This window comes from Clostridium kluyveri, from assembly GCF_001902295.1.
GTDB classification, from domain to species: Bacteria; Bacillota; Clostridia; order Clostridiales; family Clostridiaceae; genus Clostridium_B; species Clostridium_B kluyveri_B.
On record NZ_CP018335.1, the window covers coordinates 3,643,589 to 3,668,034 of the forward strand.

General features: G+C 29.9%; 17 protein-coding genes. 3 read left to right on the plus strand and 14 right to left on the minus strand.

The genetic code is table 11. The features are described from left to right. Positions 1 to 30: 30 nt before the first annotated feature. The 10 genes from murJ to BS101_RS17625 form a co-directional block, all read right to left on the minus strand. A complete protein-coding gene (gene murJ, locus BS101_RS17580) occupies positions 31 to 1,584 on the minus strand; it encodes a murein biosynthesis integral membrane protein MurJ (protein ID WP_073540009.1) in 1,554 nt (517 codons plus the stop codon). Positions 1,585 to 1,738: 154 nt separating this feature from the next. Then, entirely contained in the window at positions 1,739 to 2,725 is a 987-nt protein-coding gene (locus tag BS101_RS17585) for an acyltransferase family protein (RefSeq protein WP_073540010.1), read from the minus strand. Positions 2,726 to 2,782: 57 nt separating this feature from the next. Further along, positions 2,783 to 4,072, minus strand: a complete 1,290-nt coding sequence (locus BS101_RS17590; RefSeq protein WP_073540011.1) for an O-antigen polymerase — start codon at positions 4,070 to 4,072, stop codon at positions 2,783 to 2,785. Positions 4,073 to 4,108: 36 nt separating this feature from the next. Beyond that, a complete protein-coding gene (locus BS101_RS17595) occupies positions 4,109 to 5,104 on the minus strand; it encodes a glycosyltransferase family 2 protein (protein WP_073540012.1) in 996 nt (331 codons plus the stop codon). A gap of 67 nt (positions 5,105 to 5,171) precedes the next feature. Further along, positions 5,172 to 6,293: a glycosyltransferase gene (locus BS101_RS17600; protein ID WP_073540013.1), complete on the minus strand. Its 1,122-nt coding sequence runs from the start codon at positions 6,291 to 6,293 to the stop codon at positions 5,172 to 5,174. A gap of 5 nt (positions 6,294 to 6,298) precedes the next feature. Further along, positions 6,299 to 7,480 carry a glycosyltransferase gene (locus BS101_RS17605; RefSeq protein WP_073540014.1) on the minus strand — a complete coding sequence of 394 codons (1,182 nt, stop codon included), beginning with the start codon at positions 7,478 to 7,480 and terminating at the stop codon, positions 6,299 to 6,301. A gap of 19 nt (positions 7,481 to 7,499) precedes the next feature. Next, entirely contained in the window at positions 7,500 to 9,338 is a 1,839-nt protein-coding gene (locus BS101_RS17610) for a polysaccharide biosynthesis protein (RefSeq protein WP_073540015.1), read from the minus strand. A 178-nt stretch (positions 9,339 to 9,516) separates the two neighbouring features. Then, positions 9,517 to 10,443 (minus strand): UTP--glucose-1-phosphate uridylyltransferase GalU, encoded by a 927-nt coding sequence (galU, locus tag BS101_RS17615; RefSeq protein ID WP_073540016.1) that lies wholly within the window; start codon positions 10,441 to 10,443, stop codon positions 9,517 to 9,519. Between the two features lie 24 nt (positions 10,444 to 10,467). Beyond that, positions 10,468 to 11,553, minus strand: a complete 1,086-nt coding sequence (locus BS101_RS17620) for a tetratricopeptide repeat protein (RefSeq protein ID WP_073540017.1) — start codon at positions 11,551 to 11,553, stop codon at positions 10,468 to 10,470. A gap of 27 nt (positions 11,554 to 11,580) precedes the next feature. After that, positions 11,581 to 13,308: a phospho-sugar mutase gene (locus tag BS101_RS17625; protein WP_073540018.1), complete on the minus strand. Its 1,728-nt coding sequence runs from the start codon at positions 13,306 to 13,308 to the stop codon at positions 11,581 to 11,583. Positions 13,309 to 13,578: 270 nt separating this feature from the next. Between BS101_RS17625 and BS101_RS17630 the strand changes: the two genes are divergently transcribed. Then, positions 13,579 to 15,039: an aminotransferase class I/II-fold pyridoxal phosphate-dependent enzyme gene (locus BS101_RS17630; protein WP_073540019.1), complete on the plus strand. Its 1,461-nt coding sequence runs from the start codon at positions 13,579 to 13,581 to the stop codon at positions 15,037 to 15,039. A 158-nt stretch (positions 15,040 to 15,197) separates the two neighbouring features. On the opposite strand, the gene BS101_RS17635 is transcribed toward BS101_RS17630, so the two are convergent. From BS101_RS17635 to BS101_RS17645, 3 genes are read right to left on the minus strand one after another with little or no spacing between them, the layout of a single operon-like run. Continuing rightward, entirely contained in the window at positions 15,198 to 15,659 is a 462-nt protein-coding gene (locus BS101_RS17635) for a DUF523 domain-containing protein (protein WP_073540020.1), read from the minus strand. 20 nt (positions 15,660 to 15,679) lie between these two features. Next, positions 15,680 to 18,040: an endonuclease MutS2 gene (locus BS101_RS17640; RefSeq protein WP_073540021.1), complete on the minus strand. Its 2,361-nt coding sequence runs from the start codon at positions 18,038 to 18,040 to the stop codon at positions 15,680 to 15,682. 36 nt (positions 18,041 to 18,076) lie between these two features. Continuing rightward, complete coding sequence (locus tag BS101_RS17645; protein WP_073540022.1) at positions 18,077 to 20,434, minus strand: U32 family peptidase; 2,358 nt, start codon at positions 20,432 to 20,434, stop codon at positions 18,077 to 18,079. Between the two features lie 254 nt (positions 20,435 to 20,688). Here BS101_RS17645 and BS101_RS17650 point away from each other — a divergent pair, with 254 nt between their 5' ends. Both BS101_RS17650 and BS101_RS17655 read left to right on the plus strand, forming a co-directional pair. Next, the gene (locus BS101_RS17650; protein ID WP_073540023.1) at positions 20,689 to 21,486 is read left to right on the plus strand and encodes a CsxC family protein; all 798 of its coding nucleotides are present in this window, start codon (positions 20,689 to 20,691) and stop codon (positions 21,484 to 21,486) included. A gap of 312 nt (positions 21,487 to 21,798) precedes the next feature. After that, positions 21,799 to 22,647, plus strand: coding sequence for a hypothetical protein (locus BS101_RS17655; RefSeq protein ID WP_073540024.1), 849 nt, complete (start codon positions 21,799 to 21,801; stop codon positions 22,645 to 22,647). A 220-nt stretch (positions 22,648 to 22,867) separates the two neighbouring features. Here the strand turns inward: BS101_RS17655 and BS101_RS17660 are convergent, their stop codons facing one another. Next, on the minus strand, positions 22,868 to 24,337 hold the full coding sequence (locus BS101_RS17660) for a hypothetical protein (RefSeq protein ID WP_073540025.1): 1,470 nt from the start codon (positions 24,335 to 24,337) through the stop codon (positions 22,868 to 22,870). Between the last annotated feature and the right edge of the window lie 109 nt (positions 24,338 to 24,446).

Genomic DNA, 24,446 nt, shown 5'->3' on the forward strand with positions numbered 1-24,446 from the left:
TCCTTCTCCTTTTCACTTACATTTTGTATGTTAAACACATTTTGATCTTTTAAATTTTCTTTTAATTAAATCTATTATAGTGTTAAGTTCACTTACCTTTAAAAGCAGCAGCATCGCTGCATATACTAAAACACCAACTACAATTGAAATTAATATTATTATCATTTGACCTTTAAATCCTATCAAAAATTGTGTTAAATAATCATTTATAAAAAATATGACTACACCCATGGTTACTCCTGAAGTCAATATTTTAATTCCACATTTGAGCATATTAACCCCATTAATATTTCCAATTTTCTTTCTCAAATCCTTCACAAGAAGTACACAGCTTACAAGAGCAGAAATTGTAGTGGCTAATGTAAGCCCCCCTATCCCCATCTTTTTAACCAGTACTATACTCATAACTATATTTACCCCCACACCTATAGCTCCATTTATCATAGGAGTAGTAGTATCTTGAACAGCATAAAAAGATCTGTTAAATATATCTCTTATACCCCAAAATACCAAACCGGATATTAAGAAAAACAGGGCTTCTGCAGTCATGTTAACTGCCTTTTCATCAAAAGCACCGTGCATAAAAAGTACGCTTATTATAGGAATTCTAAGTATCAAAAGCCCTATTATGGCTGGAATCACTATAATATTGATATTATTTACTGCACTACTTATATGCTCTTTAAATTCATCATATTTTTTAAGATTTCCACTTCTAGATAGAGACGGAAATATTACTGTAACTATAGCAGATGCAAAAGTAAAATACACAAGCATATTCAATTTATTGGCATAATCCAGGGCTACTATACTTCCCACTGCAAGACCGGAAGCCATTCTCTTTTGAACTACTTCATTTACCTGATTAACTCCCGTTCCTATAATGACCGGTGCAATAAGCATAAGCATTTTTTTTATCTTTGTATCTTTAAAATCTATTTTAAAACTATATTTATATTTATTTCTTATAAGCCAGGGAATTTGTATTACTATCTGAAGTCCATTTCCAAGCATTGTAGCTGCAGTAAGTCCTACAATTCCATGGTGATTTCCAATTAATATGTAAGTTATTATAGGTATATTCATCACTATACCAACCAGTGCCGGTGCCACAAAATCATCTAGTGTTTGAAGCACTGCAGTATAGCCGCTGTTTAAACTCAAAAACAATATATTTATCATACTTATTTTAGTTAAGAATATAACAAGATTATATCTTTCTCCTGTAAAACCCGGTGCAATAACAGCTACTATTTCTTTGGTAAATATCCATCCCATCACACATAGAACAATTGAGATCAACATGAGAATATTCATTATTGAATTAGCAAATTTGAACATTCCCTCCTTGCCTTCTCTATTATAACTTTCACTAAGTAGAGGAATAAAAGTAGTAGTAATGGCAAGCCCAAATAAATTAAACAGAAGATTTGGTATCGTAAGTGACATAAAATATGCATCTGAACTATTAGATGCGCCAAAGGCACTGGCAATAAGTACATCTCTTACAAACCCCATTACTCTGCTTGCCATTGAAATCACCATTACTACTCCAGCAGCTTTAACAAGTTTATCTCTTTTCATGTTTTCCTCCAAATAATCTTTCCGCAGCAATTTAATAGTATTTTTACATATTTAAGAACAATAGATTCTATCTTTAAGTATTTTATCACTAATTAATTTCATATACAATGAGTTAATAGTTCTAGTATTTGGCCAACAATTAATAACTAATTCTTCATTTATGCCCTAAAAATATTTTGCTAAGCAGCAGATTTTTATTAAAAATATACATAGACATCATTATAGGCAAAAATCCTGCCAGAAACATTATGAGAATTACTATATTGTAATTAAAGCCCAGCACTTGATAAGTTACTACTCTAACTCCCGTTTGAAAAAACCAGGATAATAGATAAATATCATAACTATATTTTCCTATATTTTTAAATAACCTTCCTACAGAACCATTCACTATTAAATTTGACAGCATTAAAAATATTCCGCTTCCAAAAAGAGAAGTAATCAAATTATGATAAGGATACATTGTCTTTGTAGGCTGAAATAAATTTAAATTTAAGGTTACAATAATTACAGAAAATATTACGATTATTATCTGTTTGTTCTTAATATTTGACCAACTTTTGTAGACACTATTTAAGTAAATTCCAAAGAAGAAATAAAATAAATAGTGGACTACCCCATAAACATACATGAAGCCTACTTGTTTTGTAAAAAATAAATTTAACATTAAAGTTATTACAAGCGTTATATTTAAAGGAAGCTTTTTAAATAGTGGTGCTACTGCAAACATAAAAAACAAAGTGTATATAAACCAAAAATATTGTATAGGAATATCTAAAGGATAAAATATTATATTTATTATTAAATCATTTAATTTTATAGGCCTTACAGCATAGTTATTCATATACAGCTTTATAGGTACTGCAATTAAAGATACGGAAATATAGGGAATCATAAGTCTTTTAAATTTGCCATAAACAAATCTGCCATAACTTTTTAAAGTACTTATTTCATATATTTTGTAGGCAAAAAAACCTGATATAACAAAAAACAAGGGCATGTGGAATGAATATATAAGTCTATATATGTAAGCATAGAAAACACTTCCATTAAATTGCGCATCGGGAAAAGAATGTCCAAGAACCACTAAAAATATACCTATTCCCCTGGCTATATCCATATCTTTATAATATTTTTTCATAATAAATTACCACCCTTTGTTACAATTCACGATTCACAGTTCACAATCGAAGAGCAATTATATTTTTTCGGGCATCAGGTATGCCAGAAGTAATCCAAGTCCCAGTCCATTGGTAAGCAGAGTAGTCAATATAGGTCCATTAAATAATGCCATTACACCTCCAAAGAGCAGTGCGGATACTAAAAATATATTTTTATTTTCTACGGATTTTATGACTATCATTATAAAATACAAAAGTATGGCAAATAGAATTATTCCTATAATACCAAAATTCATATATGCATCTCCATACCAGGTTACATTTAATCTCATATCAGATCTCCCATAATATACTGTTCCCATATAAAAATTAGGATCCATATTATATATATTTTTGAAGAAGCGTCCAAATATACTGTGGGATAATAACATCTTAGGATACATCCAGAAAAAATCATAATACTCCAAGGCTATTAATGGAGGAAATAAAAATATTCTTATAATTATGAGAAGATATATAGATAATTTTTTAAAATAAAATGCAACAAGACCTACTACTATAGATAAAAGCATCATTTTTTCTATAAAACTTCTCTTTATTCCTCCTTTTAAAATCACTGCAAAAAATGGAGCCAAAAGTAAAACGGCAAACTGACTCTTGTAGGCTGCATATCCATATAGAACTAACTGCAGTATAAATGGTATAAATATAAGCTTATATTTTTTCTTATATATTAAAAATGTAAGTATAAAAGGATTTATTACATTGCCAAGCCATTGTATAAAATAATCGTCAAATCTCCCTGCTGTGTCCCTGTAATTCAATCTCACACCATATACATCTTTAAAAGCTTCTATTATATTAGTGGGAAGTCCCAAGGTATACACCAGATATGAATATCCAATTACCATAAAAGCTATAATACCTATCCAGAACACTTTAGGGGTGATTTTAATTTGTGGAATTTTAAAATCCGGTTTACTTACGAGCAATATACCTATTACAGCAATAAAGGTTATTAGATATATATATATTTCTGAATTTTTACTTTCTGCCAGTCCACTCATAATATATACTATTAAAAGAGGTGTTATATTTAAAGTTAAAAATAAGAACCAGTATAGACTTGACAATTTATCAATTTTTGAAGGTACTAAAAATATTAAGGTGTAAACTATAATTACAAATAAAGGCGCCATAACAAATACTCTTTTTAAAATACCTGCATTTATTATGAAATTAAAGGATTTATAATATGTAATGGATCCAATGTATCCTACTGTTAATCCGGCTATCATAACTATGTATAAAATGAATGAGGTTATCTTACTGTTTTCATTTCCTATGTTACAGATTTTATGTATCATTTTGGGATATCCTTCCTTTCACTGGTTATTTGTTTTCTAAGATGCTTTTTTTAAGCCAGTAAAAAAGCCAACTACAGTTCCTAAGCCATACATAATGTGAAGTAAAAAAAATAGTATAAACATTAACGGTATATATTTCACCCCGTTTTTTACACCTATTTTTATACATTCTACCATATCTACAATAAAATAGCTTCCTAAAGCTGCAATCTCTATTATTTTACTTGGGAAAAAAAGTTTATAGCTTAGTCCAAATATTATTATAGTGAGAAAAAATATTAAGGGTACAAGATGTCTTATTCTCACTATATCTCTGTTATTAATAAGGGATTCACCTATTACCCTGCCATTGCCATAATTTTGAGATAATACCTTCTTTACACTGCTTCTAGGTTTATAGTAGGCTATTATGTTTTTATTTTGATATATTTTATATCCTCTTTTTAATATTCTATTGTTTAAATCGTTATCTTCACTTCTTGTAAAACTTTCATTATAAAAACCAATTTCATCAAATATCCACCTGTAGAAAGCTCCATTCCAAACCGTATCTACAAAGCCATCGTAATCCTTCTGTCTAAATTTGGCTACGCCTATGCCAAATTTGCTTTCATGAAGAAAAACAATACAGTTTTCCACATAGGATTTTGAAGTAAGCAAATAAGTAGGTCCTCCTACATTTACCACATTATCTTCTTTAAATTTATTTAATGTATTTACACATTCCCTTACATAATTTTTATCATATAATGCATGGGCATCAACTCTAACCACTATATCTCCTTTTGACATTTTTATTCCCTTGTTTAAAGCTGCAGATTGAATTTTCTTTTCATTATCTATTAAAGCTATTTTTTCATTTTCAAAACTTCTCAATATATCTCTTGTAGAGTCTGTGGACATACCATCTATCACTAATATTTCAATAATGTTTTCATAAGTTTGATCAATTATAGATTTTAAACATTTGTCTATATAAAGTTCTTCATTATACACAGGAATTATTATTGAAACCGTATGTTTTTTATACATATGAATCTCCTTTAACCAATTTTCTGTTTCAGAACCGAAAATAATCACTGCAATTGTGCACTGTGAATTATGAATTGTAAATTGTATATATAGCATTTAATTTTGATTCATTACTTTCCCAGAAATAATTATTTTTTGCTTTTCTCATATTTTCTATTATATTATTTTTTTCCGCCGGATCTTTTAGAAGTTTCTCTATAATGTGTTCTATTTCTTCTTTAAGATTTTTTCCTTCTATTCCATAGCCAAAATTATTTTTCCAAACCTCATGTCCAAACTCCGTAACTTTATTGGCAATAATAGGTGTCTGTGTTATTATGCTTTCATAAAACTTATTGGGCATTGATATGGTAGCCGTATCTCCTGGGTAAAAGGCATAAGTTATATCTATATTTTTATACAGTTCTTCAAGTTCACTTATATTGTAAGCACCTTTTATTTCTACATTTGAAAATTTTTTGGAATAACCTGCAAGTTGTTCTGCATATATTCCCCACCCGCAAATTATCACCTTTACAGCTTTATCATATTTCTGAGCCGCATCAATTAGTGCCTTTATCTCATCATAATATCTAACAGAACCTATAAATCCAATTCTAAGTAAATTATCTGAAGTTTTTTCTATATCATTAAATAAACTTTTATAAGGTGCATTATTTACTATGTAAATATTTTTACTTCTTTTTTTATAAACTTCCTTCATCTTAGGAGTAACTACTATATGAGTATCTACCTTTTTTACCATGTGTCTTTCCAGTAAAATAATAAAATAGTATATAATTTTATTTAAAAGTCCCTTTCTGTTGTAAAAATACATGTAAAACAAATCGTGTTCATCATATGTAAGCTTTAATTTAAGCTTTTTATTTATATTATACCCTATAAAAAGTCCGTCAAAATCATGACAGTGCAGCGCCTGAAAATTTTTATCTTTCAAATACTTGTATACATCCTCTTTGAAATCTAAAAATTTAAAAATTTGCTTATATCCTGTGCCATATTCTGCATTTCCAAAAAATCTTACTATATGTATTCCATCTAAATCCTCTTCCGGTTTATCTATATAAGTTCCCTCTCTATCCCAGCACAAAATAGTTATTTTGTGGCCAAGTTTTCTCAGTGACTTTGCCTCTTTATATACTCTGGGATCCGGATCAAATCCATTGGTCAATATCATTGCAATATTCACTTTCTTCACCTCATAATTTCATTGTATATATCAATAGTTTTTTGTGCATTTCTAAGCCAGGTAAATTCTTTTAATACAGTATTTTTACCATTTTGTCCTATAATTCTGGCTTCAGACTTATGACTTAATATATAATCTATGGTAAAAATCAGATCTTCCACCTGATGGGGTTCAACTAAAAAACCATTCTTTTTATCTTCTATAACATCTTCTATTCCCTGACCCCTGACCCCTATAACTGGTATTCCACTGTTCATAGCTTCTATATATACTATTCCAAATCCTTCTTGCCAGCTGGGAAGTGAAAAAACATCGCATTTTGAAGACATATATTTTATTACCTTAGAATGAGGCAATCTGCCTAAAAAAACCACATTTCTATTTAGATTTAGATCATTTACCAGTTTTCTCAAATTTCTATTTTCTTCTCCATCTCCAATTATATAATACACTAAATCTGGATATGTTTTTATGAGTTCTGATACTGCTTTTATATTTAAATCTATACCTTTGGTTTTTATTAAAGCAGACACACTTAGCATTATGTGACTTCCTTTTAATTTAACTTGTTCATTTATTACATATTCCTCAGGGTTTATCCCATTATTTATAACTACGGTTTTATTTAAAATATGCTTTTCCTCTATAACATTTTTTAATTTATTACTGACAGTTATTATTTTGTCTGCATCTTTTAAAACTTTAAATACAGCTTTTCTACACATATTATTCTTCTTTATGGTATACTGAAAATCCTGACCATGAATGGTTACTACAAAGGGTACATTGTATTTTTTACTTAAAAAAATACTGGCAAAACCCACGGGTATAGCAGTATGTGCATGTATGACATTAAATTTAAATCTATTATATAATTTATTTATGGTTCTTTTTATACCAAGATACATAAAAATTCCAGAATATTGCAAAAACACTCCCCGTGGGAACTCTATATATCTCGGATAAAAAACTTCCACCCCATCAAGAAATATTTTAGCGGGAATATCAATATAAGCTTTATATTTTTTTATTATACCTAAAAAAGATGGCACATAGGGTACCGGGCATATTACCTTAACTTTACAGCCCTCATTTATAAGCTTCTGCACCTGTTTATGGACAAAAATACCCAAAACACTATTTGAAGGTGAGGGATACATATGGGAAATAATTAGTATATTCTTCATGGGCTTATTCATCCTTTTGTTATTTTTTTCTCTTATAAGTAGGAACTTTTTTTTCTATAAGCTGAATTATCTGCTCTTTATCCTGATCTAACACTTTTTTAAATTCATCAATAGATTTTTCTATAAAATTCATATCTATCTTAGTAGGTTTTTCTATAAATATTTTATCATGCTCTGTAGAGGTCAATGCTACTTCATTCATAAGCAATTCTTCATACAGCTTTTCCCCCGGTCTCAGGCCTGTATATTCTATTTTTATGTCCATATCCGGTTCATATCCTGACAAAGTTATAAGATCTCTGGCTAAGTCTACTATTTTTACAGGTTTCCCCATATCAAGCACAAAAATTTCTCCTCCGGCAGCTATAGCACCTGCCTGAATTACCAATTGAGCCGCTTCTGGGATTGTCATAAAAAATCTATTTATTTCAGGATGAGTTACTGTAACAGGTCCGCCGTGGGCTATTTGCCTTTTAAATAATGGGATTACAGAACCATTACTCCCCAGTACATTCCCAAATCTTACAGCCACATATTCAGTTTCACTTACTTCATTAAAAGCCTGCACCATTATTTCACAGAATCTTTTTGTAGCCCCCATAACATTAGTAGGATTCACTGCTTTATCCGTACTTATCTGTACAAATTTCTCTGCTTTAAATTCATCACAGCATTTTAAAACCTCATAAGTCCCAATTATATTGTTCTTTACTGCTTCTTGAGGATTACCTTCCATGAGAGGAACATGCTTATGAGCGGCTGCATGAAAAACTACCTGGGGGGTATACTTCTTGAATATATCCTTTAATCTATCACCGTCTCTTATAGATGCGATAATTATTTTTTTGTTTAAATCAATATAATTATAGTTTAATTCCATTTCAAGATCATATACATTATTTTCATATATGTCTAATATAAGTAATTGTTTGGGCTGAAATTTGGCTATCTGTCTGCATAATTCAGATCCTATAGAGCCGCCTCCCCCTGTAACCATTATAATTTTATTTTTTATATACTTGCTTATATTTTGGGTATTTAATTTAACCTCTTCTCTTCCAAGCAAATCTTCTATATTTACATCTCTAAGTTTTGTAATGTTTATATTTCCGTCTATCATCTCATATATACCCGGTAAAGTCTTTAGCTTGCACTTTGTATTTTTACATATGTTTATAATTTCTCTTTTTGTATGGAGGTCAGCAGAAGGCATTGCAATTATTATCTCTTCTATTTGCTTATTTTTGCATACTTCTACTATTTCATTTCTTCCCCCTAAAACTTCTATACCCTTTATAAGTTTTCCCTTTTTAGATTTGTCATCATCTATGAGACCTATTATATTATAATTGAAATTTGTATGTTTTTTTATTTCTTTTATAAGCATGGCAGCGGCATCTCCTGCTCCAATTATGAGGAGATTTTTATGTCTTCTTTTTGTACAATTTTCTTCCTTTTTATCTCCAGAAAGTCTATATGTAAATCTTATTCCGCCCAGTGCCAATACAGACAGTATCCAGAGAATTATATGTACTGTATAGGGAAATCTATAATACCTGTTTTCCAAAATTTTATAATTCATAAAGTAACTGTAAATTATAAAAATAATATTAGATAGAGACACAGAGTACACTATAGAAATTAACTCTTCCACAGATGCATATTTCCATATATTGTTGTATAAATTAAAAAATTTATTGCACACCAATGTCACTATAACAACAGGAACAACAGATAACCTAAAAAATATCATATATTCCGGTGGTATATTAAATTCAAATCTAAGTAATAAAGCAAAATATAAAGAAGCTATGAGAAAAAATATGTCATACACTATAAGTTTTTTGTCTTTCTGCATTTAAACACTTCCTAAATCCATTGATTATATAAACTCTCCTTATCTATTTTACATCATAAAGAAAATTAATCAACATATTTTTGCCATCCAGCAATTATACATATAAGCTTAACATTGCCATAATCATTTTTGCTGTAATTTAACATATAGTTAAATTACAGCAAAATCAAATGTTACCTTATTGCAATTGTTTCTCCTTTACCTTATCGGTTACTTCATCCTTAACTTCTTTAAATATGGTCTGTTCTTTCAACCCTAAAAGATATTTCATAAAAGGTTTTTTTAGTTCTTCTTTCTTTAATGCAAATTCCACTGTAGCCTGAAGGAATCCAAGCTTATCACCCACATCATATCTTCTTCCTTGAAAAGTATAAGCGTACATAGCTTCATTTTTGGCCAGAGTTCTAAGGGCATCTGTAAGCTGTATTTCCCCTCCTTTTCCTGGAGTAGTATTTTGTAGTATTTCAAATATAGAAGGGGTTATTATATATCTCCCGAGTATAGCCATATTTGAAGGAGCTTCTTCCACTTTGGGTTTTTCTATTAAATCTTTAACCTTATATACACTATTTTCTATGTACATACCTTTCACTATGCCATATTTGTATACTTCTTCTTTAGGTACTTCCTGTACTCCTATAATTGAAGTTTTATATTCATTATAACAATCTATAAGCTGCTTTAGACAAGGGATTTCATTATCTACCACATCATCTCCAAGCATTACCGCAAAAGGTTGATTTCCTACGAAAGTTCTGGCACAGCCTATGGCGTGACCAAGACCTTTAGGTTCTTTTTGTCTTATATAGTAAATATCTGATATGCTGGATATATCTCTTACTATTTTTAAAAGATCTTCTTTTCCTTTTTTTTCTAATTCCCTTTCTAATTCTATAGATTTATCAAAATGATCTTCTATAGCCCTTTTATTTCTTCCTGTTATTATCAATATTTCTTCTATTCCAGAGGCTACAGCTTCTTCTATAATATATTGTATGGTAGGCTTATCTACTATGGGAAGCATTTCTTTAGGTTGGGCTTTAGTAGCAGGTAAAAATCGTGTGCCAAGTCCTGCAGCAGGTATTATAGCCTTTTTTACATTCATAATAAATCCCCTTTCAATTAATTTTTAATTTCTATCTACTGTTTTATTGATTATGCCCTCTAATTCCACTACCACCTGATCTTTTGGATCTAGTTTCTTTGCAATTTCCAGATGAACCTTAGCATCTTTTAGATTTCCTGAATTCAAATAACATAATATGAGATTTGTACATATCTCCACTGATCTAGTGGCTTCAAAAGCCTTTCTTAAATAAGCTATGGCCCCTTCATAATTTCCTAAAGACGCATAATTTATTCCCATTTCATTTACCACTTCCACTAAACTGCTATCTATATTTAAAGCTTCATTCAAATAATAAATTGCTTTTTCGTGATTATTAATCATCCTGTATCCCACAGCTATATAGTAATAAATAGAAGCATTGTTACCTAAAATATCTATGAGGGGAATTAAATACTTTAAAGCCTCCAGAGGATTACTTTCTAAAAGTTCCTTTCCTCTGTCATAACTTACACAAGACTTCAGCCACTGCTTCATATCTGTTACCTCTAGAGTTTCTTCTCCACCTTTTACTATGTAGTTATTTATACAAAACAGTGCCCTTTCATAGTCTCTTTCTTCTTTCTTTATAATTGCCTCATATAAATAAGGCAGAGCATAATTATCTTTAAGTTTAGCCTTTTGTAATATATTTAATTCCTCTTCTTTAAATATATTATCTTTTTTTCTGATTTCATCTGCCATAATTATAAGTTTATCATATATCTCCAGAGTATCTTCTATCTCTGATAAACCCTTTAAAATTATATAGGCTTCTTCATAATTTTTGCTTTTAACATTTTTTCCAATTATACTTTTTATAAACTTATTATTATTTTTATCCTTAGAAATTATCTTTTTGTAATATTTGTTGAATCTAAACTGCTCATCTGCTCCCAGCACATAAAACATGCCCTCTATAAAATATGTTACAGGTATTTTATCCAGATTATCCTGTAGTTTAACGCTGTCTACTATATATTTGGAATTTATGGGTATATATATATCTTCTTTTAATGAAACATTAAATATCTTTTTAATATTTTCTTTTTTTACTTCTAAAAATAATAATTTAGACAATTTTTCTGCAAAATAAGATTTTATATTCATAAGTTCTGTCACCTGCACATTTTATTATTAACACTTTGCATCTTTGATTACATTCATTACATTTTGCTTTAATATTTCCATTTTTTCTTCAGAATCTTTAAAGCTATTTCCTATTACTGAAAAATAAATTTTTATCTTCGGTTCTGTTCCTGAAGGTCTTACTACAAACCAACTCTTATCTTCCATGACAAATTTAAGTACATTTGACTTTGGAAGCTGTATTATATTTTCAGTTATATTTACAAGATCTTTTTCAATACTTAATTTATAGTCTAGTTTTTTGACTATTTTTACTCCCCCAAGCGTTCTTTTCATAGAATGTCTCAAATACTCAAGTATTGTGTCCATTTCTTCACAGCCTTCTCTGCCTTTAAGTTCTATAGAAATTATATTTTCCTTATAAAATCCATATTTGTTGTAAAGATTAATCAAGGCCTCGTAGATATTTATTCCTTTCATTTTATAATATAAAGCCATCTCACATATTAAAGTAGACGCAATCACAGCATCTTTGTCCCTTACAAAATCTCCTGCTAAATAACCATAACTTTCTTCAAATCCAAATATAAACTTCTCATCCTGGCACTGTTCAAATTCCTTTATTTTTTCTCCTATATATTTAAATCCCGTCAATACATCTATAAGTCCTACATTATACTCTTTTGCTATATCTCTTACCATTTCCGTAGTTACTATTGTCTTTATTATAACACCATTTTCAGGCAATCTATTTAACTCTTTAAGTGATGATAAAATATATTCTGTCAAAAGAATTCCCACCTGATTTCCGGTAAGTGTTCTATAATTATTGTCATCATATTTTACTATAATTCCTATTCTGTCACAATCAGGATCTGTTCCAAATATTATATCTGGCTTTAATTCTTTGGCAAGCTCTAAAGCCAATTTAAATACCTTGGGATCTTCTGGATTAGGACATGCTGCTGTAGGAAAATTTCCATCTGGATGTTCCTGTTCTTTTACTATAAATACATTTTCATATCCCAGTTCTTTTAAAGTTCTCCTTACGGGTATATTTCCAGTTCCATGAAGAGGTGTGTATATTACATTCAAATTTTTTCCACAGGAAGATACCATATCTTTTCTTATAACCATCTGTTTTACTTTTTCTATATAGGGCTTATCTATATCTTCCCCTATTATGTTCAAAATTTTTCTATTCTCTGCTTCTTTTATATCCATACGCTTTATTTCAGAAAAATCATTCACATTGTTTATATACCTGAGTATTTTATTTGCAATTTTATCTGTTACCTGCCCCCCATCTTCTCCATAAACCTTATATCCGTTATAATTTTTAGGATTATGGGATGCAGTTATAACAATACCTGCTTTGCATTTAAGCTCTCTCACCGCATAAGAAAGCATTGGAGTAGGATGAAGTGTACCAAAAAGATTTACTATTATACCATTTGCACATAAATTGCCTGCAGCCGCTTTTGCAAATTCTTCAGACATTATTCTACAATCATAGGCTATAGCTACAGAGATATTATTGCCATATGTCTCTATAAGATATCTTGACAATCCCTCAGTGGTTTTTCCAATAGTATGTATGTTCAATCTATTAGTTCCAAGACCTATTATTCCCCTAAGACCTCCTGTACCAAATTCTAAATCTTTATAAAATCTATCTTCTATTTCCTTTTCATCCTTTATGTTTTTTAATTCTAATTTTTCCTCATCATCTATATAAGATGAATTTAACCAGAATTCATACTTTTCTCTATACATATTTTTACCTCCCACATGCAATATTTAGCATTTACTATTATACTATAAATTTCATAATCAAAAATACCTATAGTATTATATTTTACTTTATGTACATAATTTATAAATATGTTATTAATACATTTTATTATTATGTAAAAATTAGCTGCATATTATTGAATTTATAGATCAATTAACATATAATGATATTAGTTTTTATTAAACGTGTAGCCAACCCTTTAATTTTTAAAGTTAAAGGGATATTTTTATGAAAGAAGGTGCTTTATCAAGGTGTATAGATTAGATCAAAGTGAAACTCCACTATTTGATGCATTAATGGAATATGTAAACAGGGACACCATACCTTTTCATGTGCCAGGACATAAAAAAGGTGTGGGAATGGATAAGGAATTCAAACAATTTATAGGAGAAAACCCCTTTAAAATTGACGTTACTGTATTTAAACTAGTGGATAGCCTTCACCATCCTACAGGTCCAATAAAAAGAGCTCAGCAATTGGCTGCAGATGCCTACGGTTCTGATGCTGCTTTTTTTTCCATTCACGGTACATCAGGAGCAATACAGTCAATGATTATGTCCGTGGTAAATTCCGGTGACAAATTAATAATTCCAAGAAATGTGCATAAATCTGTTACTGCAGGAATTATACTAAGCGGTGCAATACCTGTATATATGCAGCCGGCTCTGGATAAAAGGGTAGGAATTGCACAAGGTGTTACTCCTGAAACTGTGGAGGATACTCTAAAGAAGCATCCTGACGCCAAGGCTGTCTTAATAATAAATCCTACCTACTATGGAGTAGCTACAGATATAAAAAAAATTTCAGATATTGTCCACAGTTATGATATCCCTTTAATTGTAGATGAGGCTCACGGACCACACCTTGGTTTTAATGATAATCTGCCCATGTCTGCTATAGAAGCCGGTGCCGATATGTGTGCCCAAAGTACTCATAAAATAATCGGTGCCTTAACCCAATGCTCCTTACTTCATGTCTGTTCAGAGCGAATTGACATAAATAGAGTGCATCAGGTCTTATCTCTACTGCAGACAACTTCTCCCTCTTATATTTTAATGGCTTCACTTGATTGTGCCAGAAGACAAATAGCCCTCTGGGGCAAAGAACTTTTGGATAAATCCATTGAACTTGCAAATTATGTGCGGTATGAAATAAATAATATTAAAGGATTTTACTGCTTCGGAGAAGAAATAGTAGGAAATGAGGGTGTCACAGCCCTTGATCCTACTAAAATAACTATAAACTGTAGAGAACTTGGAATTACAGGATATGACTTAGATATGATCTTATCCAATAAATATCATATTCAAATGGAGCTTTCAGATTTATATAATGTTTTAGCAGTAGGTTCTTTTGGAGATACCAAAGAAGCTATGGATACCCTTTTGCATGCACTGAAAGAAATAAGCACAGAATATTATGTTAAAGAAAATAAAAAATCTGATTTTTTAGATATCCCTAATATACCAAAACAAATAAAAATTCCAAGAGATGCATTTAATTCTCCTAAAAAACCACTTCTCCTAAAAAACAGCATAGGAATGATAAGTGGTGAGTTTTTAATGGCATACCCTCCCGGAATACCAATACTTTGTCCTGGAGAGGAGATAACAAAAGAAATTGTAGATTATGTACAAAAACTAAAGAACACTGGATTGTATGTCCAAGGTACTGAGGACCCTGAAGTAGAATATATAAAAGTAGTAGTATAAACCAACACTTATCAGAAAGCTGAAGCTTCTTCAAAGTGGGGTATAATCATTGCTGCATCCCCTTATAAGTTATTCCCCTAAAGAATAACGTATTCTAAACTAAGAATACTGTCAATAAGGTTCAGATGGAGAAAGTATTACTTATGAACGAACTCCATCTAAACCTTAGAACCACTTGATATATCTTCTTCTGTATATATCTTTATTCCGTTTTTAATAAGCAGTTCTGTTGTAACTCCATTTCCTTTTATGATATTTTTCTTAAAACTGCCATCATAAATTTTATTATGACCACAGGAAGGACTTTTAGATTTTAATATGGCCTTTTTTATATTGAATGCTTTAGCTATATTTAAAGTTTCATAGGCACCTCTTAAAAAATTATCCGTAACATTTTTTCCATCTGAAGTCACTACAATAGCTTTTCTATCCAGCACATCGCCTCCTGTACCTCCACGTATTTCACAAGGTTCTCTTGGAGTGGTAAGTCCCCCCAGCTGTTCTGGACATATAGGTATTATTCTCTCTTTCCTTATAAGTTTTAATACCTCCTGAGAAAGATTGTTTTCTCCATTATATTTAGTATTAATTCCACACAAACATGCACTAACCAATATCATTTTTTTCCTCCTAATCAACTCTATTTCAATTCTACTATTGTAACTCCAGTACCACCTTCACCATACTCACCAATTCTATAGTTTTTTACATGGGAATGAGATTTTAACATATCTGTTATAGAACTTCTTAATACCCCCGTACCTTTTCCATGTATTATAGTTACTTCTTTAAGTCCTGCTACATATGCATCATCTAAATACTTATCTGTAATATAGGCTGCCTCTATAGAATCCATTCCCCTTAAATCCACTGACGCAGCAACACTTCTTAAATTCAAATTAGCTTCTCTTTTTAATTTTTTATCTGTGTTTTTAGTGTTTCCCTTAGATGCCCTTAATTCTTTTAAATTAACACTTATTTTCATAATGCCCGCTTGAACTTGTACTTCTCCCTTATTATCGGGTTTTGATAATACCAATACCTTTTGGTTTAGTGATGGAATAAATACTTCTTCACCCTCTTTTACAGATTTAAGCTGCTGACCATTTTCACTTTTAGCTTTATGTAAGTCTTCTTCAACATCTTCCAGCTTATCTTTAAGCATCTTTCTACGTTCTTCTAATTCATGCTTTACAGAAGAACTATATCCCATTCTTTCTAATTCTCTTATGTCCTTTAAAATTCTATCTGCCTCTTCTTTAGATTCCGTTATTATTTCTCTGGCTTTTCTATGGGCTTCTGTAATGGATTTATCCCTTACTTCTTGCAATCTAATAGCTTTCTGTTCATATTTTTCTTTTATTTTAGCTGATTCTCTTTTTAAAATTTCTGCTTCCCTAAAATAACTTTCAGCCTTTATCCTTTTTTCCTGAAGACTTTGAATCAGATCTTCAAATTTTAAAGCCTCACTTGCTATATTTTCTCTTGCATCTTTTATTATAAATTCAGGTAGTCCAAGTCTTTTGGATATTTCAAAGGCATTTGATTTTCCAGGTATCCCTATCATAAGTTTATATGTAGGTTTTAAAGTATCCACATCAAATTCTACTGAAGCATTTTCTACTCCATTACTTTTTAGGGCATAAGCTTTCAATTCACTGTAATGAGTTGTAGCAACTATCATAGAACCTCTATCTTTCAAATTTTCCAGTATGGATACGGCAAGTGCCGCCCCTTCTGTAGGATCTGTACCAGCTCCCAATTCATCAAATAATATTAAAGACTTTTCATCAGAATTATTTATTATATTAACTATATTAGTCATATGAGAAGAAAAAGTAGATAAGTTCTGTTCTATGCTCTGTTCATCCCCAATATCTGCAAATATTTCCATAAAAAATCCTATGGTTGAACCTTCCCTGGCAGGTATCATAAGCCCACTTAGAGCCATAATGTGTAAAAGTCCTATAGTTTTAAGAGTTACAGTTTTTCCTCCAGTATTAGGTCCTGTTATAACGAGGCAAGTAAAATCCTTACCCATATATACATCCATAGGTACTACTGCTTTTTTATCTATAAGAGGATGCCTTCCCTCTATTATATCCATTACACAATTATCATTTACCATAGGTATATTACCATTTAGTTCACTTCCAAATTTAGCTTTTGCAAATATGAAATCCAATTCCCATATTATATCTGCATTATTTTTAATCACAATTATATTATCCTGTATTTCTCGGGACAGTTCATATAATATCCTATCTATTTCAGCCTTTTCTCTTAACTTTAATTCTTTTATTTCATTATTTAAATTCACAAGAGCCATAGGTTCTATATACAATGTTGAACCACTGGAACTTTGATCATGAACAAGACCTGGTACTGAAGCCTTATTTTCTGCCCTTACCGGCAGTACATATCTATCTCCTCTTATAGTATACAAATTATCCTGCAAATAAGAAGAATAATTTCTTATAAGCGAGTTTACCTTATCTCTTACAGAGGCATTTTTATCCCTGAGACTCTTTCTGATGTTATACAAAAGAGAACTAGCCCTGTCTGATATTTCATCCTCACCTTCTATGGAAATAAAAATTTTATCTTCTAAACCCTTTAATGAAACAATACCCTGACAAATATCTTCTATAATTCTGAAACCTTCCCCTTCTTCCTTCGCCTTTACATATTTTTCAAATCTTCTGGAAGCTTTTAAAATAGCTCCTATTCTAAAAATTTGTGCTGGCATAAGTATAGAACCTTTTTGCGCCATTTTTATACCCTGTCTCACATCGTAAACTCCATCAAAGGGAGGATTTCCCCTGGATATAATGAGTTTTAATGCCTCTTCAGTCTCTTCCAAATGTTCTCTTACATCATATATATTATCATAGGGCTTTAAATTATCCACTAAATCCTTGGCTGCATTAGTATTTGTATACTTCTTTAATTCATCTTTTACTTTATAAAATTCTAAAATCCTTAGTGATTTTTCATTCATTTAAATTTATCCTTCCTTTCAAGGCTAAAATTATATCTATTCTACTCCATTTCTATAATGTGATCTTGTAAATTTACTAAAATCGCCTTTAAACTGTTCTTCTTTAAAATATTTTAATATCTCTTTTGTCCTTTTATAATTTTCGTCAATAAAATCAACTCTAAAAGAATTGATACCCATATTTCTTAAATCTTTTATATTTGAAATCAAGTTAACAGGTACTGTATTGTATATATAACTTCTGCAGAATTTATCTGTTTTTAATGTAAATCCTTTTTTCTTCCTGTCTACAAGTAAGAAGTCTCCTTTTTCACAGACTTTATTACAATTTTTACAACTAGATTTGCCTCCAAAAATACTTCCTATAGCACAGTATTCACTCACCATAGCCTCTATTTTCCCATATACTAGTATCTGGCTTCTAAAATTACTATTTGAAATAATTTTTTTTATCTCATTTCTATTTAATTCCACACTCAAGCAATTTCCATTAGTAAACTTGTTATAAACTTCCAAAGCATAATTATTTGTTATATTCAATTTATAATCGCCAAAGATCTGTATTTTATTAGAAAATTTACTTATTATACCTAGATTCCCTGTAACTATTCCCTGTATTCTACTTAAATTTTTATTTATAAATTCTTCTATATAATCAAATTCCATTCTTATTATATTAGGTATTTTGATATATATCTTATCAACTTTAATACTTCCTAAATTAATGTCTCCATTTCTTTGAAATGGATTTATGCATATATGATTAAACTCCATTTCAAGGGCAGCTTCTAACTGCTCACTGCTATTTACAACTGCCATTTTTTCAGGAAGAGAAATTTCATTAAATTTTCTTTTTAAAGATATACTATTTAAAACATTATTTTTTCTATCTATACTTAATATATATTTTTCAATCTCATTTAGAAGTTTTCTTCTAATTTGATTTATATCTGATATAGGTAAAAACCCTTCCTCAAAATTTTCAAATTCTATATTATCAAATTGAAATATGTTATCCCCTGTTTTATTTATACTTTTACATATTCTATCTTTACTCAGAGGTTGTTTTAGTGCTTCTAAAACCTTTTCTCCCTCTACTTTAAAATCTTTGCCCTTAAAATTAGTGCAGAGTACAATAGGTTTTCCCATCTGAAATTCTACTTTCAAATTCAAAGCAAATTTTTTCCTATAGGGATTACTATATATATTTTGTAATCGTGTTATCTGTTCAAAATCGGAAGTTTTATATATTATACTTCCACTATTATATTTAGCTGGTATAATTTTTACCTTTTCTCCTTTATAAGCTTTATTTACTTCCTGCTCATGTTTAATTATCTTAGAAATAGTAAAACCTTCATTTCCAGCTCTCACTCCATCATTTAAAGATATATCTTCACATAAAAAAATGGTTTTATCATTTTCTGCCCTTCCTATTTTAATTCCAGTGTTTTTAGGAAAGGAATATGCCATCATGTCTTTTCCCGTATTCCCATATAGATAAGCCTTGGAAAAACCTTCTCTATTAAATAATTGTAAAAGGTTTTTTTGTGTATCCCTGTTTATACATATATCATTACGCCAGGAAGAAAAATTATCATAAAAATTTTCAATTGCATTTTTATATTCTGTCACAACTCCAGCTACATATTCAGCCCTTTTCATCCTTCCTTCAATTTTTAAGGAAGATGTACCACTTTCTATTATTTTATGCATATCTTCAATAGTACACATATCCTTGGGACTTAAAAGATATCCACTTTTTTCGGTACCTTCTTTTTTATTTACTATTTTATAGGGAAGTCTACAGGGTTGGGCACACCTTCCTCTATTTCCGCTTCTTCCACCAATAATACTACTCATAAGACACTGTCCTGAATAACATACACAAAGGGCCCCGTGTATAAATATTTCCGTTTCTATTTCAAGTTCTTTAGATATATGCCTTATCTCTTTTAAAGAGAGTTCTCTTGAAAGCACTATTCTCTTAAATCCCATATTACTTAAAAAAAGTGCAGCCTCTCCATTATGTACTGTCATCTGAGTAGAAGCATGGATTTCAAAGTCTGGTATATTCTCCTTCAGTATATAAAAAAAGCCAATGTCCTGTATTATAAGAGCATCTACTCCTATATCATATAAAAATTTTGCATACTCACAAGCTTTATTCAATTCTTCTTCTTTCATTATGGTGTTCATGGTTACATAGATTTTTACATTATATAGATGACAATATTTCACTGCATCTCTCATGGAAGTATCATCAAAATTATGGGCATAAGCCCTGGCAGAAAATCTATCTCCCCCTAAATAAACTGCATTTGCCCCTGCTTGAACTGCAGCATATAAGCTTTCCATATTTCCTGCTGGAGCTAACAACTCTATTTTTTTCATAAATCCGTCTCCCTATATATTAATTCACAATTCACGATTTACAGTTCACAATTTATTTGGATGAATTCTTATTTATAGTATCATAAAATAACCACATTATACAATAAATCCACCTAGGAGACCAGATAAATATAAAATCCTATAAATATGATTTGTAGATTTTATGTGTACATTTTTTTTATTTTAGAATAGTATGTACTAGGATATAAAACAACATTATTATCCTGAACTTTTTTAAAAAAGGAGATAATAAAATGGAAAACACTAACTTTTCTTGTGATTCTACCTGTAATGCTAGAATTATAAATGCAGATACACTTGTGCCTGCTACTAATTATCCATGGCCACAAGGAGAATACAAAGTTCCAAAAGTTCTTGCAGAACTTGTGATTCAAATAGATTCAGAGTCAAAGATAAGACTAAATGAGCCTTCTTATGAAATAAAGAGAATAGAAAAACAGATATTCTTAACCCAATGCAGATATATTGCACCAACTAATAAGGTATTTATCGAAGGTTATATAAGAAAAAATATAGAATATGCTGTAAGAGAATGTACTACTGAATCAGGAATAGGAGGAAGTATTAAAGATACTACTGTTCACGTTCCATTCAAAGCTTATACTGAAGTAAAATTTGAAAATTTTCCAAAAGTTTCTCCAAACCTTCCTCCTAGAGTAGCCAGGTATTTTGATAATAAAAGAAAAGGAAAAAATATAAGAGAAGCAGATAGATCCAATATTGAAATTTTTAATGAACCTATTTTTTGTGAACTAGAATGGTCTGCAGTTTTTGATGCAGATATTGACGACAGAGGTATTCCAATTGAGGGATTTATCAATGAAGAAGAATTTGAAGAATTTACTGACAAATCAGTTGTATATTTATGCTTGAAACTATTACAGAAACAACAAATTTCATACTTGGATGGTTCTAACAACTGTGCTAGAAATACTTCCAAGCAGGGTGTTAAAAGACAAGTTAGAAAATCATACCCTACATTGGATTCAGACTGGAATTTTCCAATTGATGAATTAAAGCAAAAAAAATAATATTTATAGAAATAGGGGCTAGTTTTTAGAACTAGCTCCTATTGAAGTTAACAAAATATACTATAATGCATATTATAATATTAGGTGATTCTTACTTCTAAATCACTTGATAATTACATACACAAAGGATAGTGATGTGGGATATATTAAAAAATAAAATTCAAGACTAATTATTTTTCGAATAAATTCTATTTAATAGGGAAGTAAATACGTTATTGTTGAATCATTATTTATTATAAAAAAATCACACCTATGATTTTTAAGCATAATATATAATGTAAATATTGTATACTTCTTAAAAGGAGGAAAACTATGTCAATAAACTTTAATAATTTCACACCACGTCCTGGACTTGTAAATAAGCAAGGCTGCCTGCCGGACCCATCGGAATTAGTTTGTATTGAGGTGCCTAAAGTTTTTGACCAGTGTTTAATTAAAAGATGCCTTTTTTATAATGAAGGTCCTGATACAGACACCTCAGACTGTGAATTAAGGAGTAATCCCTTAGATGAACCAAAAATATTTGCAGGCTGCAGAGATTTCAAAATTACATTAAAATCCGTAGAACAAATCCCTATTATAGGGAAAACTGGATTTAAAAAAATAATTATTTGTTACGTTATATCCTTTTATGCAGACTATATTGACTGTAATGCAGTAAACAGATGCGAACTTTTCGAAATTAATAGAAAAGATATAATTGGAAGCTTCTACTGTCCTGACTCACTCTCTAAGGCATCTAACAGCTCTGTTAATTCCAATAACTTAAATGACTGTGATACAAACATCATAAAACTTGAAATGGTAGCAGAAGCACTTCAGGGAGTATTAACTGAATGCAATGACAGAAAATATCTAGATATCACTTTAGGTTATTATATTATAGTTAAGTGTCAAATAGTAGTACAGCTGTTAATACCTGCTTATAGTTACTGTCCAGTACCTAAGGAGCCATGTGCACCTGAACCTGAAGAAAACTTATGTGATAAATTTATTAAAGCTCCAGTACCTAAATTTTATCCAGATCAAAATTTAAAACCATTATTTTCTGACAGGACTCCAAGCTCAGGAATAGACGAAGATGAATATGAATATGAGGATGAATACCCAGAGGAATACGAAGATGAATATCCAAAAGATAATGGAGAAGAATATAAATGAATTACTCTTAGAAATAAAATAATTCCTGTATCTTTGCCCACATATTTCCATAATTACACAATCTCTAAAAATATATAGACTTGAAAATAAAAGCCCTATATACAATATGTATTTATAAATTATCAAATATACTTGTAGACATATAAACCAAAACCCTCTATACCAAAGTTATTACCTAATCCTATAAATATGACATAATTTAAAGAAGGAGCACATTAAATTACTCCTTCTTTCTAAATAATTTTGTCACTAAGGATTGACTTCTCTCAAAATCCAATTCTTCTTTAAGTCTAGCATTCTCTTCTATTAAAGAATCTATTTTTTCCTTAAGAAGTTTATTATCTTTACTTTTTTTATTTAGATCATTTTTAATATTATTATTAAACATTCTCTGCTTTTCCAATTCATTTTTTGTTTCATCCAATTCTTTTTGAACATTTTGTTTAACTTCCATAAAAAAATTACAGTGTTCCTTCAATTTCTTTTTTTCTTCAAGTATTCTATTGATTTTATCTTCATACTCCTGTACAATAAATTTTTTCTTTTTCATATTAACACTAAATGAATCAATTTTTTCTTTAAGAAGACTATTTTCATAACATATTCTTTTAAATTTATCTTTTATTTCTTCAATACCTTTATCTTCAGCCCCAATACTAGAGTCACTTGATAATTTTTCTTCTTCTACTGCGGATATATAATTTTCAACTAACTCTTCAAAGGTAAAAACATATAAATCCATATCTTCTGTACCATAAACTATATGTGATCCACTTGTATTTCCCATATTTAAAAAATTATATGACTTAATGGGTTCTCTTAAATTCTTATTAAATTTAACTGGAACTTCCCATTTGCCAAACTTATATTCAGAACAGAAAATACGACCTCCTTCATGCCAGCAAGTAAACATTTTCTCATCTATATAAAATATAATTGGTTCAACAGGTTCTATACTGCCCTTGTAAATTTGATATTTTTTCATACTGACATTTTCTTCAATACGGACATGTTCCAGGGAATATGTGGCTCCCTCTTTAATTTTATTAATTATATTATAAGCATAATTTGTATTTAATACTTTAAATATTATATTATCACATTGAACTCCATAAAGCCTTTTAGCTTCACTCCAAGAATGTTTGTAAGTACAATAATTTAAGGATAATTCATCACCTCTATTTGAAATGAAAAAAACATCAATGTAATCTTTCTTGTTTAATTGTATTTCATAATATTTATCAACTTTATCTGATAAAACTATATATTGAATAGTATACAGTTTTATTTTTTTACCATCCCAAAGACAGTGCTTTAAAATTCCCCGTTTACTGCCATCTACTGCAGCCAGTAAATAAAATAGATGCATTTTCCCTTGTAAAATCACAGCTTTTAAATCCTGCACTTCAAAATTATCTTTTCTTATGCTATAAACTCTTTCTCCAATCCACTTTTCATCTTTTCTCCTGCAGTATTTTACTTCATTTCTTTTATTGACATATAATATATGAATTAATTCATCTTCTACACATATTGCAAATTCAATTATTCCTGTATCAATAACTTTTTCTTCAGTCCATTTTTCTTTTTCATATATTATTTTATACATTAATTCACCATTACTATTTAAATAGAATTTCCATACTTCCTTCTTATTATTTATAAATATCCATGGGTATTTATTTATCATAACATTTTTCACCTCCCCCTATTTATATTTTATAAAATCTTTATAAAATGTATTACTAAAATCACAACTATAAATAATGAAGCATACTATATCAGTGTAGGATTGCATA